This window comes from Psychroflexus torquis ATCC 700755 (assembly GCF_000153485.2).
Taxonomy (GTDB): Bacteria; Bacteroidota; Bacteroidia; order Flavobacteriales; family Flavobacteriaceae; genus Psychroflexus; species Psychroflexus torquis.
Window position 1 is genome coordinate 1844904 of the sequence record NC_018721.1, and the last position, 12987, is coordinate 1857890.

General features: G+C 32.0%; 10 protein-coding genes. 2 read left to right on the forward strand and 8 right to left on the reverse strand.

What is annotated here, in order from left to right; translation table 11 throughout:
- Nucleotides 1–109: 109 nt before the first annotated feature.
- Nucleotides 110–3763 carry an AAA family ATPase gene (locus P700755_RS07925; protein WP_015024178.1) on the reverse strand — a complete coding sequence of 1218 codons (3654 nt, stop codon included), beginning with the start codon at nt 3761–3763 and terminating at the stop codon, nt 110–112.
- A 12-nt stretch (nt 3764–3775) separates the two neighbouring features.
- Entirely contained in the window at nt 3776–4978 is a 1203-nt protein-coding gene (locus tag P700755_RS07930) for an exonuclease SbcCD subunit D C-terminal domain-containing protein (protein ID WP_015024179.1), read from the reverse strand.
- 1132 nt (nt 4979–6110) lie between these two features.
- Between P700755_RS07930 and P700755_RS07935 the strand changes: the two genes are divergently transcribed.
- Nucleotides 6111–6548 carry an Abi family protein gene (locus P700755_RS07935; protein WP_015024180.1) on the forward strand — a complete coding sequence of 146 codons (438 nt, stop codon included), beginning with the start codon at nt 6111–6113 and terminating at the stop codon, nt 6546–6548.
- A gap of 251 nt (nt 6549–6799) precedes the next feature.
- Here the strand turns inward: P700755_RS07935 and P700755_RS19910 are convergent, their stop codons facing one another.
- From P700755_RS19910 to P700755_RS07950, 3 genes are all read right to left on the reverse strand, one after another.
- Nucleotides 6800–6949: a hypothetical protein gene (locus P700755_RS19910; protein WP_015024181.1), complete on the reverse strand. Its 150-nt coding sequence runs from the start codon at nt 6947–6949 to the stop codon at nt 6800–6802.
- A gap of 20 nt (nt 6950–6969) precedes the next feature.
- Complete coding sequence (locus P700755_RS07945; protein ID WP_015024182.1) at nt 6970–7476, reverse strand: hypothetical protein; 507 nt, start codon at nt 7474–7476, stop codon at nt 6970–6972.
- A 118-nt stretch (nt 7477–7594) separates the two neighbouring features.
- Nucleotides 7595–8065 carry a hypothetical protein gene (locus P700755_RS07950; protein ID WP_015024183.1) on the reverse strand — a complete coding sequence of 157 codons (471 nt, stop codon included), beginning with the start codon at nt 8063–8065 and terminating at the stop codon, nt 7595–7597.
- A 558-nt stretch (nt 8066–8623) separates the two neighbouring features.
- Between P700755_RS07950 and P700755_RS07955 the strand changes: the two genes are divergently transcribed.
- Nucleotides 8624–9544 (forward strand): IS5 family transposase, encoded by a 921-nt coding sequence (locus P700755_RS07955; RefSeq protein WP_015024184.1) that lies wholly within the window; start codon nt 8624–8626, stop codon nt 9542–9544.
- Nucleotides 9545–10023: 479 nt separating this feature from the next.
- Here P700755_RS07955 and P700755_RS20645 read toward each other — a convergent pair whose 3' ends face one another.
- The 3 genes from P700755_RS20645 to P700755_RS07965 all read right to left on the reverse strand — a co-directional run bounded on the left by P700755_RS20645 (nt 10024) and on the right by P700755_RS07965 (nt 12879).
- Entirely contained in the window at nt 10024–10683 is a 660-nt protein-coding gene (locus P700755_RS20645; RefSeq protein ID WP_245536020.1) for a serine hydrolase domain-containing protein, read from the reverse strand.
- Nucleotides 10684–10760: 77 nt separating this feature from the next.
- Nucleotides 10761–11711, reverse strand: coding sequence for a hypothetical protein (locus P700755_RS20650; RefSeq protein ID WP_245536021.1), 951 nt, complete (start codon nt 11709–11711; stop codon nt 10761–10763).
- A 34-nt stretch (nt 11712–11745) separates the two neighbouring features.
- Nucleotides 11746–12879 (reverse strand): helix-turn-helix domain-containing protein, encoded by a 1134-nt coding sequence (locus tag P700755_RS07965; RefSeq protein WP_015024185.1) that lies wholly within the window; start codon nt 12877–12879, stop codon nt 11746–11748.
- Nucleotides 12880–12987: the final 108 nt, after the last annotated feature.

The window sequence follows — 12987 nt, forward strand, 5'->3', positions numbered from 1 at the left end:
TCTGCGGGCTTCAAACTTTTCAAGTTTCAAGAAAGTTGAAGCGGGCTACAACCCTTTAATTTAATTCTGTTTCGGCTATTTTTTTTATACATTGTTCTACACTGGCTTTTTACAACATCTCAACCATACTCACCCCATTACTCTTCTTGTTAATCATAATCTGTGTTGGTATTCTCTCCTTCAAATTTTCAACGTGAGAAATGATTCCTATCATTTTTCCATCCGACTGCAAAGTTTCCAATGTTGAAATTACTGTTTCAAGGGTATCTTTGTCTAATGTTCCGAAGCCCTCGTCAATGAATAGAGAGTCTATTTTTACATTTTTACTGGCTAAATCTGATAAACCAAGTGCTAAAGCCAGACTTATGATAAATTTTTCTCCTCCGCTTGACGTGTCGACCAATCGCGCTTGATCGGTTTGGTAATGGTCAATTAAATTGAAATTGAGTTCTTCTTTTGGCTTGTAAACTTCTTCCATTTTTAAGGAATACCGCTTGTTTAATTTGTACAAATGCACATTGGCCAAATCCAGTAAATGTTTTAGGGTTAATCGCTGAACGTAAACATTGAAAGCATCTTTGGAATTACCGATGATCTTAAATAATTCCCTCCAAACGTTACAAATTGCATCTTGGGCTTCAATCTGTTTGTAAACTTCTTGGTTTCTATCCTTAATTTCTTGGTCTTTTCTAAACGCTTCTTTTACTTCCCCTTTTTCTGCTGAAAAACCATCTCTTTTGATTTTTAAATCTTCAGAAAGTGCCTTGCTTTCTTCTTCTGTCGTTTCGAAGGTTTTCGTTTTATTTTGCTTTGAGATAGCTTTGAGATTTGTTTCCTTTAAGGTTTTTAATCTCAACTGTTTTTCCTTGATTCGCTCTTTGTTTTGGGTATGTTTTAGTTTTTGTTCTCTGCTTAACAACGCTTTTTCGATTGCTTCTTTTGATTCGAAATCACTTTCAGAAATTTGAGCATCCAGTGTTGATTTCAGTGAATCATACACCGTTTTTAAAACTACTTGTTCTTTCTTGTTCTCCAGTTTTATAGCTTTTTTTTCCCGTTGAAGATCTAACTGCTTCTGTAATTCTTTTTTACTCAATTCAAGTTTATCAGTCAATTTCTTTCTAATCAATAGCAGACTATTGCGTTTACGTTCTACTGTAATATCAAGTGGTAAAATGGCAATTCTATCTTTATTAAGTTGAACTGACTTCTTATCACTTTCTGTTATTGATTTCTTATGCTCATCATAAGCTTTTACTGATGTTTCAGTTCGCTTATCAATATCAATTAATCTGTTTTTAAATACTCTTAAATCACTTTTTAATTCATCTAAATTCTTCTGGGTTGAATTCAATTGTGTAATCTTTGCTTCAATTCCTTGAATAAATGAAGTTGTATCTTCTATGGATGGCAATTGATAATTGAAACGCGCTAATTTTTCTTTTAACTCATTTTCTAATCTTGCGCACGTTTTCGATAGTTCATCAATCGACTTTTTTTTGCTATCAATTTCAGCAGTCAAATTTTTAATTTTCTCTCCAAGTGAAACATCTTTTGTTTTTAATGCTTCGATGGATTGATTTTGAACTTTGAAATCCTCTGATAATTTATCTTTCTGCTTTTGTAATTGTTGAGCAGAATTAATCTGTCCAGTCATTGCCAACAATTTCGGTGTCGATTGATTGATTTCAATTTCAATTTTGGTTGAATTAGTCAATTCTGTATCAAGTTCCAATTGTTTTGCATTGAATTTGATCTCCTTTAATTCATCATTGAATGCTAATATCTGCTGGGATAAATACTCACTACTTGTCGTGAATTTTATCTCCTTTTTTTCTAAATCAGATTTATTGTTTTTTAAAACTTCTAATTCTTTCGTAAACTCATTGAGCTCATGCAAAGATTTTGAAACACCTACAGATTCCAAATGCTCAGTAAATGGATGTTCTTTGGATCCACATAATCCACAAGGTTGACCTGCAAATAAATTGTGACGATCGTCCTCGTATTTTGAAATGCTTTTTTCTAATTCATAAATCTTTTGAGCTTTTTCCACCAACTTTTCGTGGGTAAGGATTTCCTTAGATTTTGTTTCAAGCTCTTTTTTAAGTGTATCAATATCCGCACTGAGTTTTCCCTTTTGGGTTTGCGCTCTTTCTAATTCTTTTGTTTCTTTTAGGTATTGGACAGAAAACGTTTTCAATTGCTTCCATTTGGATATAATTTCAGCAAGTCTTTTTTCCTCGTTCAATAGATCCGATAAATTATCTTTGGCTAGTTGCTCTTTGATGATAGTGATTTCTCTATCAATCTTTTTAATTTCAGCTATTTTTGAATCAAGTAATTCTTTATTGGATGATAATTCACTTTTTGTAGTTTCAACTCCCTTCTTTTTCTGCTCAATGGTTGAAATGTTTTCATTTAACGCTTCTTTATTTCCATTTAAAGTCGCTAATGCTGCTGTCCAACTAGACATTTCTTGATTTACGGCTGTCAAGAATTTGTTTTGTGTGACAAAATCTTCGTCTATATTTATATTATTTTCTGCTTCCTTTGAGAGTTTAGAACACTCACTTTTCTCATCGCTCAATAATTTAAGCTCTCTTTGCACCTCATCAAGTAACTTTTTAGACTTTTGTTGATTGTCCGCTTCATTCTTTAATTGACCATCCAGTTTCGTAACCAAATCAAATTTTGGTTGCCAGGCTTCGTAGTTTTTGTCCTCTAAATCTAATTCTTCAATTTGTTTTTTAGTCAAACCTGTTAATTGCTCAATTTCAGGTTTGAGTTGCCTCAATTGTTCTTCTAAAAGTTTTAATTGATTCGTTTTTTCAAGACTCGCTTTTTCATTTCTATTGAAATTTTGAATCAGTTCTTTGAATGGTTCAGCTTTTTCATTTAAATCCAATAATTCAAATTCAGCTTTATGATTTTCAAATTCAATGATCACTACTCTAGAATCAAGTTCTAATTTTTCAGATTCATGGGTTAATTCTTTAGATTTTAAATACCAATTCACAATAGTTTGAATGGAATTCATCTCTTTTTCTGCTTCTAAAATATGAACAACGAGTTCTTTATTTTTTGTTGTTAGTTGGATCTTTTCTTCTTCAGAAAGAACATCATCAGCGTTGATTCTAGATTTAATTTCTCTCAAGGTATTTTCTTCCTTGGCTTTTCTATCTAGAATGGCTTGACCAATTTTCTTATAAATTTCTTCGCCAGTGATTTGTTCTAACAATCGACCTTTTTCTGGTCCTTTTGCCGTTAAAAACGAAGCAAATTCTCCTTGGGCCAACATTACAGATCTTAAAAACTGATCATAATCCAATTGTGTAACGCGAATAACATCTTCACTTACCGCTCTCTTTTGGGACGATAAAATGGTATTGGACGTAAGGTTTTTAAGACTTACCTCCTCTTGCGGATTTACAAGCAATTTTCCCGATTTTGAAGCCAAACGCATTCCCCAATAAGCTTCGTAAATGGTATTCTCATTTTCGAAAGTCACCCTACTAAACGCGTCTGTTGCACCATGACTCACGACATCCAACAAAGTTCCTTTTGAATTATTGAATCGCGGAACATTGTGGTATAAAGCAATGGTAATGGCATCTAAAATCGTTGTTTTCCCTGCTCCAGTAGAACCCGTAATGGCATACAATCCGACATCTTTGAATAATTCATTTTCGAAATCAATTACGATTGGAGAATCCGATTTCAATGAATTTAAATTTTGTAATTCTATTTTTAATATCTTCATTTCAATCGGAGCTTATTGATTTTTAACGGATTGTAAGATTTCATTGAATGCATCTTCAATTGCTGGATTATCTTCTAAATCATAGCCAATTTCTTTGCATTTCAACTTAAAAACTTCTGTAGGCAAAAGTTCTTTTATCGATTTAGTTTCTTCCAATAATTCTTCAATACCACGCAATCTTCTTTGATTTTTCAAAGCTGTTTTTAGAATTTCGAATGGATAAGATTCCGCTGCTTTTTTCAATTCATCTGTATTGATATTGTGTTCTTCTGTTAGCGCAATTTCAACCCAAGGAATTAATCTATATTCATTAGAAATCAGGTTTGGGTATTGATTAATACATTCTTGTACCGTTCCCTCGATTTTATAAAAGTTTCTAAAACGTGGAACTAAAACATCATTTATCGCTGAAATTTCATTGTTTTCAATCGTTAGTACAATGATTTTCTTGTCATATTTAATTTCACTAAAGCTGAGAATATTTGGCGAACCAGAATACCTCACTTTTTCAGTTCCTCCGATGATTTGTGGTCTGTGCAAATGTCCCAAAGCGATATAATCAAAATATGTTGGGAAATCTCCAGCACCAATATGACCTAAACTTCCAACATAAATATTTTGTTCGCTCTCGGATACCGAACCACCCGTTGCGAATAAATGCCCCATCGCGATAACAGGCGCATGACTTATGTTAATTAACTGACATTGCTCAGCAGATTGCTGATAATGATTAATTAATGCTTGTTTGTATTTATCCGTTAATTCTTCGAATGATTCTCCAGCGACCGCTTTTCTGATATCTCCATCACGCAAATAAGGAACCGCGCCAATAATTACTTTTTCACCATTAATATCAATTTCAAAAACTTCATCTTCTATATTTTCTGTTGCCCTACCCACAACTTTAATGGAAAGGGCATTCAGAATATGTTTTGGTGCGTTTAATGTACCAGGCGAATCGTGATTTCCTCCTGTAATGATAATCGATTGACAAGAAGTACTTTTCAACTTAATCAAGAAACTGTAATACATCTCCAAACTTTGATTTGAAGGTGCATTGGTATCAAATATATCCCCCGAAATAAGCAGAACATCGATTTTTTCCTTTTCAATATACTTATGAATCCATTTTAGAAAAAGGGTTTGCTCTTCAACTTGACTTTGTTCGTGCAGTCGGTGTCCTAAATGCCAGTCGGCTGTATGAAGTATTTTCATATAGTTTTGGTTTTTTGCTTGTGTAGAATGGATTGTAGTCGAGTAGACAAGGGGAATTTCACCCCAAGCCTCTCACAGAACCGTGCTTGAAAGTCTCCCCTCACACGGCTCTTCTAATTTAATTTACAAAAATAAGCTCTTCCTTTTGCAAGTTGGCAAATTGTAAATTAAAATTAGCTCATCCCTTTGCTCCAGTTCCATTACACTCCCGAAGTTTCGGGATCAACACTACTACGAATGAGTCCGCCTCTGCTTACAACTTTGGTATTCTATCTCTCGATTGTTTCGATTGAATATTTCCCTTCGACTTGTAGCGAATCCTAATGCGGTAGCCTTACACAAGTCTATCATCCATAAGCAGATTCCCAAGTTCCATAATTAAGCCCAAGTAAAGTTCTTGCCACCTGAATGACGCCAGCCTTACAGAAAATAAATAGGTTATCTCTGTAATTAATGTTATTGCTAACATTACTTTTCACTCCGTATCATACTCCGTAGCTTTTGACTGAAAATAGCAACTTCTCGACACCTCGTCAGTGGTTTACTGTAGTTTATCCTGAGCTTGACGAAGGGTTCAACTCCATTACTCACACCTTGCCAACCTCGTGGATTGGATTCTCCTAAACGCTCAGCACCCCCGAAGCTTCGGGGCTCTTTACAACAGCACCTTTAGGGGGTTTAGAGCCATCGCCTATACAACGACTCTGATGGACTTACCATCATCTTAATTACAGCATTCAACCATTTTATGTATTGCCATGGTTGATTCTTGGCACACTATGGATAGTGGCGTGTTTAAGCAACTAATCTAGCAAATAAAAACCGAATATAAAATCTGCAAGGATTTTCTTAAGTAGGCGAGAACTAGCCATTTATTATATATGGTATTGCCAACAGTATTTTTCTTTCAGTTGCGAAGTTTGTTATCTGAATAATTAGATTGTTGTTTTAAATCTTCATTTTTAAAAACGTAATAAACTGATAGTATAAGTGTTATTATTTAAGATGTGTTAAATATTATCAAAAAGTGTATGTCTGTATGTTATAAATGATTTACATATTATTTATTTGAATTAATTGAACTCGCCACGCTTCCTAATAGCGCACCCAGGCGGGTCTTTTTTAATATCAAGTGAAGAAAGAAGACTATCCAAAAAAAGTACTAACACTAGACAAACAAATTACTCAGCTAAAAGATAGAGGCTTAGTAATTGATGATGATGAAATAGCTAAAAATTATCTTAAGAATATAAGCTATTTTAGACTTCAAGGTTACTGGTGGGAATTTCAAATTGATAAGGAAAATCATAAGTTTGTCGAAGGAACAAATTTCAATGATGTAATCAATCTATATACTTTTGATAGAAAGCTTAGATTACTTTTATTTGATGTATTAGAGCGAATTGAAATTGCTTTAAGGACTAAGTTAGTTTATTACCCATCTTTAGAATTAGGTCATTGGTGGTTTGAAGATAAAAATAATTTCTTTGTTGAAGATTTTTTTAATGAATCGGTTAATGAAATTTCAAGCCATTTCTTATATTACTTCGTAAAAATTAATTATTCTTAATTTACATTGGTTTTTTTTAATAGTAAGTATATACCGTAACATATAACAAGAATTGAAAAAAATACTCCTCCCCATTTGATATATATAGCAAGTTCTTTATAGCCATCAGTTGGAAGCTTAATAAAAGTGAAAGCTGTTACTAATCCTATAATTATCAATAAAAATGATGCATTTTTCTTCATTATTCTTAATTTGTTAAAAAAGCAATTCTGAACTTTAACTTAGAATTGCTTTTTTTAATTAAATAATTATTAGCCTGGACAAGAACAATTATCCAAATGCTTTGCTGTTTGATACCCTAAACAAATTAAACCAGATAGAAGAGACCATGTCCAACTACTACAACCTCCAGCTACCAATTCTAACTCATCAATCGATAATTCCATATCATCAATGTCCATTTTTGGTGGTATAATAAGATTTACGAAATCATTCCTTCGAGTTCTTGTTCGGAAGCATTTTCATTACTTGGAATGTTCATTCTAAGTGCATTTTCTTTTGCTTTGTGCATATCCCATTGTTTTCTAGCTGCATTAATTACAACACCTATAACTAATCGAATAGCAACATATTCCATTGATTCAGGAATATATGGAATGTCAATATGTTTGTTCGCAAGTTTCGATAGCCTTTTTATTAACCGTTTTGCCTCATCATCATCTATTCCCTTATCCATACTTCTTACCAAATCGTAAAATTCATTAGGTAAGTTATCATAGAGAAACCTGTCAACTTTAATTACAATCTTAATCAATATCTTCTCTTCACCTGTCTCGTTTATTATTGGAACATTGATTTTTTCATTTAGTCTCTGCGCTAATTCTTTAACTTCTTTATCAGTCATTTTTGAACGCTTTTCTGCTGGTGCAAAATATTCATCCAATAAACCTTTAAATTGCTCTTCTGTTAATTCATTAATTGTTACCATAATTTATTTTGTTTAATTGTTTATAGATTATTGAGTCTAACTTTAAAATTGCCCTTATACTCAAAAGAGTATTTTTTTGTAATCCAAATTTCTTCATAATCAGTTAAGACAGATATTTCTAAATAGTATTTTCTTTTTGTAAAGAAAAATTAGAGTTTATAGGGAAAAAGTTTATTAATTGATAATTGGCTGAATTCCCAGTAAGAGTAATAATATGAGGTTGGTCAAAAAGGTGATCTGTTAACCCTTTAGTCTTCAAACTATCATTAATTGTTTCATAAGAAGTCTTCCATATTCCAGTCCAAAGAAAGTCTCTATTACATAATGTTTCACTCAACTGTATTTTATTAATAAAGGGACAAATATTTAATTTAATTTGCATTATACTTCCTGCTTGATTCGATTTATTGACAAAAGAAAAAGGAATAAGTAAATCCTTATCTGTACTTCCTTCCATAGATTTATATACCTCTATTTCTACACCGCAATTAAAATCAATATCAGGTCTTTGGGAATTAGAAAAATATAGGGATACACCAGATATTATGATTGCCAATATTGATATTGAAATACTTATTCTATCTTTCATTTCTAGTTATTTTAATGAATGCCAACATCCGTACAAACCCTATTCAACTCTATAGTATAGGACTTATGATTATTAAGACTTATTTCATATTGCTAACTAAATTAACACTTTTTTGTATAATATATAACATAATTTTATTTTTTTGTTATTCATCGCTCAAAATCGAGTGTAAATTTCTATGAATTTTGAGCTATTATGTCCTCGTCGAGATCTTGTGAAAAATAAAGGCAACATAGGTGAGAAAATAACCATTGGCAGATCGGATAAGGGCTTATGTCCTACCTATTGTAAAAACCACTATCATAAGCAGCTGAGATAGGCCACCAAAAAAGAGCAGTAGAAGTCAGTGGGGTTTTTAAAACTGAATTGTGCAATACCAATAGAACTCGTGAGTAATCCCAATTTGCCTTTCGACGACCCCCTATAATCCAATTGACGAGTATGATGGATAAATTACAGCTAAGTCTTAAGACCGTTGCAAGGTAAAATCTAATAAATAAAGTTTTTAAATCACCCTAATTGTTTGTATATAAGGGCATTAATTCTTATTTTTAATGTATGAAACTACAGAAACAGCCTACAATAGCAGACACAATTTGTGATTTGCGATCAAGAAAGATAAAAAGAACGTTTTTCAGCCAAATAAATACACTAATCGATTGGGATAACATCGAAAAGCTAATAGATACTGATTATTCTAGAGGTAAAAGTGCTGTAGGTAAACCTTCCTATAGCGGTCTACTGTTGTTTAAAATGTGTCTTTTGCAAAGTTGGTATGGATTGAGTGATTATGAAGTAGAAGATAGGTTGAACGACAGCATCTCTTTCAGTTATTTCTGCGGGATGAATATAGATGAAGTTGCGCCAGATCATAGCACCTTGAGTAGATTTAGAACCGCGTTAACAAAAACTAAAACTTTTGAGAAGTTATTCAGCATCATTAATGCACAATTGGAAGCTCACAACATCATTGTTAAAAAGGGGATCATAGTCGATGCTAGTGTCATCGATACCCCACTTCGACCAAAAGGAAAGACGAACCATAAGGTAACCGAAGATCGCAGCGAAGAAGAGATAAAGGCAAAAAAGCAGTATGCTGACAGTGTAGATACAGATGGAACATGGCTAAAGAAAAGAGGGAAGTATCATTTTGGATTTAAAAAACATCATGTGACTGATAACGAAGGTCTTGTCATAGGAGTCTTAACCACAACGGCAAGTAAAAATGAGATAGTCAATTTAGAAGACGTGCTAGAAACAGTGAATATAGATTTACCAAAAGACATCCCATTAAAAGCAGATAAAGGGTATCAGTCAAAGAAAAATGCAGGACTACTCAAAAAGCGAAATCTAAAAAATCATATTCTAAGAAAAGCTTACAAGAACAAACCTTTAACACGTTGGGAAAGGAAGTTCAATAAATTAATAGGCAAAACAAGATTCAAGGTAGAGCGTACATTTGGAGGAATAAAAAGATAGTTTAACGGAGGGTTAGCAAGATATCGAGGAATAGAAAAAATGCATACCCAAAATCTTATGGAAGCCATGTGTTACAATTTGTATAGAAGTCCAGGGATAATTGCGTCTAATTGTAAAATTTAGGAGAAAAACAATAAGAAAAATAACTGTAAAGGCTAGAAATAGAACTTAAAAAGAAGATTTTAGACAAAACACCAAAAATAATCAGCATAAAAAAGAGATTATAGCGAAATCGTTGGATTATGCAACGGTCTTGTCTTATGCATTGTAATACCGCCGTCTTATTGTTTAATCAGACACAACTAGTCTAAAACAGAGTCATACTTAACTGCACATCCCAATTGGCGCGAATTTCAATAGGCCTTTGCAATTGCTAGATCAAGTTCGGTTTACGATGCTACCTATCGATGTACTTTAATGATAAATTAATGACTTTTGACTTGTTTTTCGCCACAGTACTTTGTTGGCAACCGGCCTTATTATTTTCCTATTATTGCAGGTAATATATAATCTGTCATCATTTTGTCTGCATTCAGATGTGCATCTGGTGAGTTATAGGCAGAAGAAGTAATTACTACGACAAAAGGGATGTCTTTAAAAATAAAAATCTTGTTTCCTCCGCGACCACTACAATAGGATACTTCATATTCTTTATTGTTAATTTTAAAAATTTTATTCCAGAATAAGTAGCCATAAAATTCATCATTTGTAGAAATTTTCACTTTTCTATCCAGACTTTTTTCTACCCATTCTTTATTTAAAATTTGTATCCCATTCCAAAGTCCTTTGTTTTTATATAATTGACCATATTTTGCAAAATCAATAGCTCTTAGTTGTATTCCGCCAGCCGTATTACCTACCTTTTGTGGCGTGTATTGCCATTTGTAATTAATAATGTCAAGAGGGGCGAATAATTTTTTATCTGCATAAGAAACTAAGCCTTCAGGAACAGATTTGTGAATAACATCTCCTAAAACCACAATTCCAGCTGTAAAATAAGCAAAATCTTTTCCTATTGTTTTGTCTTTTTGCATAGGTAAATCAAGGGAAAATTTTACCCAGTTTTTGGTTGGGTACATATTTTCTTCATTCCCTGGACTACTGTAATCGCTATCATCACCAAGAAAACCAGAACTCATCGTTAAAAGAGATTTTAGCGTTACAGAATCTTTTTTCTTACTATAATTATCAAACGATTTTAAATTATAAAAATGGTTTAATAAAACAGTTTCATTTTTATAAATTTTTCTTCAATTGCAATTCCCATCATTGTAGAAGCGATTGATTTACCCACAGATCGCGGATTGTGTAAACTACTTCTATTTTCACCATTAAAATATTCTTCAATCAAGAGTTTATTTTCTTTTATAACGACAATCCCATTGATATTTTCAAATCTTTTTTCAGCTATTTTTCTATTTAAAGCTTCAATTCTTGATTTATCAAAACTACCGTTAGATATTTTCCAACCGCTATTTGGTTGTATTTGTTGAAGTGGAACTAAGCTTTCGTCAACAGGGATTCTTGCTACTTCTACAGCAATCTTTCCTTTGGCTAAAATAGGGCCAACTATTAATGAGTCTTCTTGTATGTAAGGTCTTACTTCAACACTTAAAGAATGGCTACCTTTTGTAAGAACATCTTGTCCTCCGCCTAATTTCATAAACTTGAGCCACATAAACCAACCCCAATAATCAATTTGTGCAGGATAAGCAAGAGGAACTACGTGTTTAAGTTGTTCTGTTTTAGTCGCTTTTAATCCTGCTCCTTTGTTTAAATTTTCTACATAAATTACTTCTCCATCTACTAAAAATGAAAATTGAAAATTTCCTTTATTTAATAATTGATCTTGTGTTAAGTTTGGAGCCAATAATTGAAGACTATATACTAAAGGTTTATCTAAAGTAAATTGAATACTTAGAAATTTGTCAGTGTTTAGAGTGAAACTATTTGAGTAGTTATTTGAAGTAATTTTTTTTGTCTTAAAGTCAACTTTTGAAAAATATAAATTTTCAATTCCTTCTGTATGTGCGTTTTTTAACTCTGAGTTATTGCCCTGCTTGCAGGATATTAATAAAAAAACAATAAGGACTAAAAAAAAATTTGACTTCATCTTTGAGTGTATAGTTTTATTATTTAACAAACATATACTTAATGAAACTGTCAAAAGCACCATATTATAATATGGGACTCATTTAAAGCTATACAGGATTGGTTTTTATTGACTTTTTATAATTTAGTGGGGTTATGCCCTTGATATTTTTAAAAGCTCTGTTAAAAGTTGTTTTTGAATTGAAGCCACATTCAAAAGAGATGCCCAATAGCGTTATGTGATCATAATTACCACTATGCAATCTGTCAATAATAGCATTAACACGGTATTCATTTACAAAATCCGAGAAATTTTTATCCAAACCATCGTTTATTACTTTGGACAAAATATTGGGATGTATGTTAAGATTATCTGCCAAAGATTTTAAGGTTAATTCTGAGTTCAGATAAAAAAGGTTAGTTAGCATTTGTCCTTTTAACCAAATTGCTTTTTTAATGATCTCTTCAGATGGGTTTTCTTTGTCAATACTATTTTTCTTATTAGTTTCAAGTAAAATTACTTCGGGCCTTAAAAAAGCTTCAGCACTAATCCAAATAGTTATCATAGAAAGTAACACATAAATTGGGTAATAATCACTTATGCTTAACTGAAAATCAAATATCACATAATCAATAATGGTATAAGGTGTCCATAAAAACCAAAGTATAGCAAATACAATAAGCAACCTATATAGCCATCTTAAATTATAGGCATCATTGTTACTATAGTTATTGTTTAACCAAGAATGATAGGATTTAATAGCTTTCAGCGCATATATACAGTAGATTACGATAGAAACAATTGCTAAAAACTGAACGATAGGCATTAATTTAAGATAGGCCTCCGTTTCAATACCAATGACATTATTTTCAAGTGCCTCTCGACTTATAATAAGATGTATTATAAGCTCAATTAATAAAGGCAAAAAATGAATGCTATCTTTCTTGGAAAGATTATAATTAAAGTTGGTTATTTTTCTGACATATAAATATAATAATGGTCCAAGAGCCAAGGAGTAATTTAGTGGTATTAAATAAAAATAGGGTAGATAATCAGTTATCTGAAAATCCAAACTCAATATCCAAATACTCCAAAAAACAATGATGAAAGTTACTAATCCAAGTAATACATTGGCTTTTCTATTTATCCGTTTTGTAAAAATAAGTAGCAATCCAAATGTAGCTCCTATAAATACAGATGCAATTATAATAAGATTAAAAAAATTTAAATTGAATTCACACATTGATTATATTCTTCTTGTAAAAAACTACCTATTTATAAATGGATATTGATTTTCGTTATAATACCAATTCACTTTGTTACGCAGGTATTCAATATATAAAATTACACT

What these genes read in the sequence shown, in the direction of transcription:
- P700755_RS07925 (WP_015024178.1), bottom strand. Translation starts at nt 3,763, where the DNA reads ATGAAGATATTAAAAATAGAATTACAAAATTTAAATTCATTGAAATCG.
- P700755_RS07930 (WP_015024179.1), bottom strand. Translation starts at nt 4,978, where the DNA reads ATGAAAATACTTCATACAGCCGACTGGCATTTAGGACACCGACTGCAC.
- P700755_RS19910 (WP_015024181.1), bottom strand. Translation starts at nt 6,949, where the DNA reads ATGGACATTGATGATATGGAATTATCGATTGATGAGTTAGAATTGGTA.
- P700755_RS07945 (WP_015024182.1), bottom strand. Translation starts at nt 7,476, where the DNA reads ATGGTAACAATTAATGAATTAACAGAAGAGCAATTTAAAGGTTTATTG.
- P700755_RS07950 (WP_015024183.1), bottom strand. Translation starts at nt 8,065, where the DNA reads ATGAAAGATAGAATAAGTATTTCAATATCAATATTGGCAATCATAATA.
- P700755_RS07955 (WP_015024184.1), top strand. Translation starts at nt 8,624, where the DNA reads ATGAAACTACAGAAACAGCCTACAATAGCAGACACAATTTGTGATTTG.
- P700755_RS20645 (WP_245536020.1), bottom strand. Translation starts at nt 10,683, where the DNA reads ATGAGTTCTGGTTTTCTTGGTGATGATAGCGATTACAGTAGTCCAGGG.
- P700755_RS07965 (WP_015024185.1), bottom strand. Translation starts at nt 12,879, where the DNA reads ATGTGTGAATTCAATTTAAATTTTTTTAATCTTATTATAATTGCATCT.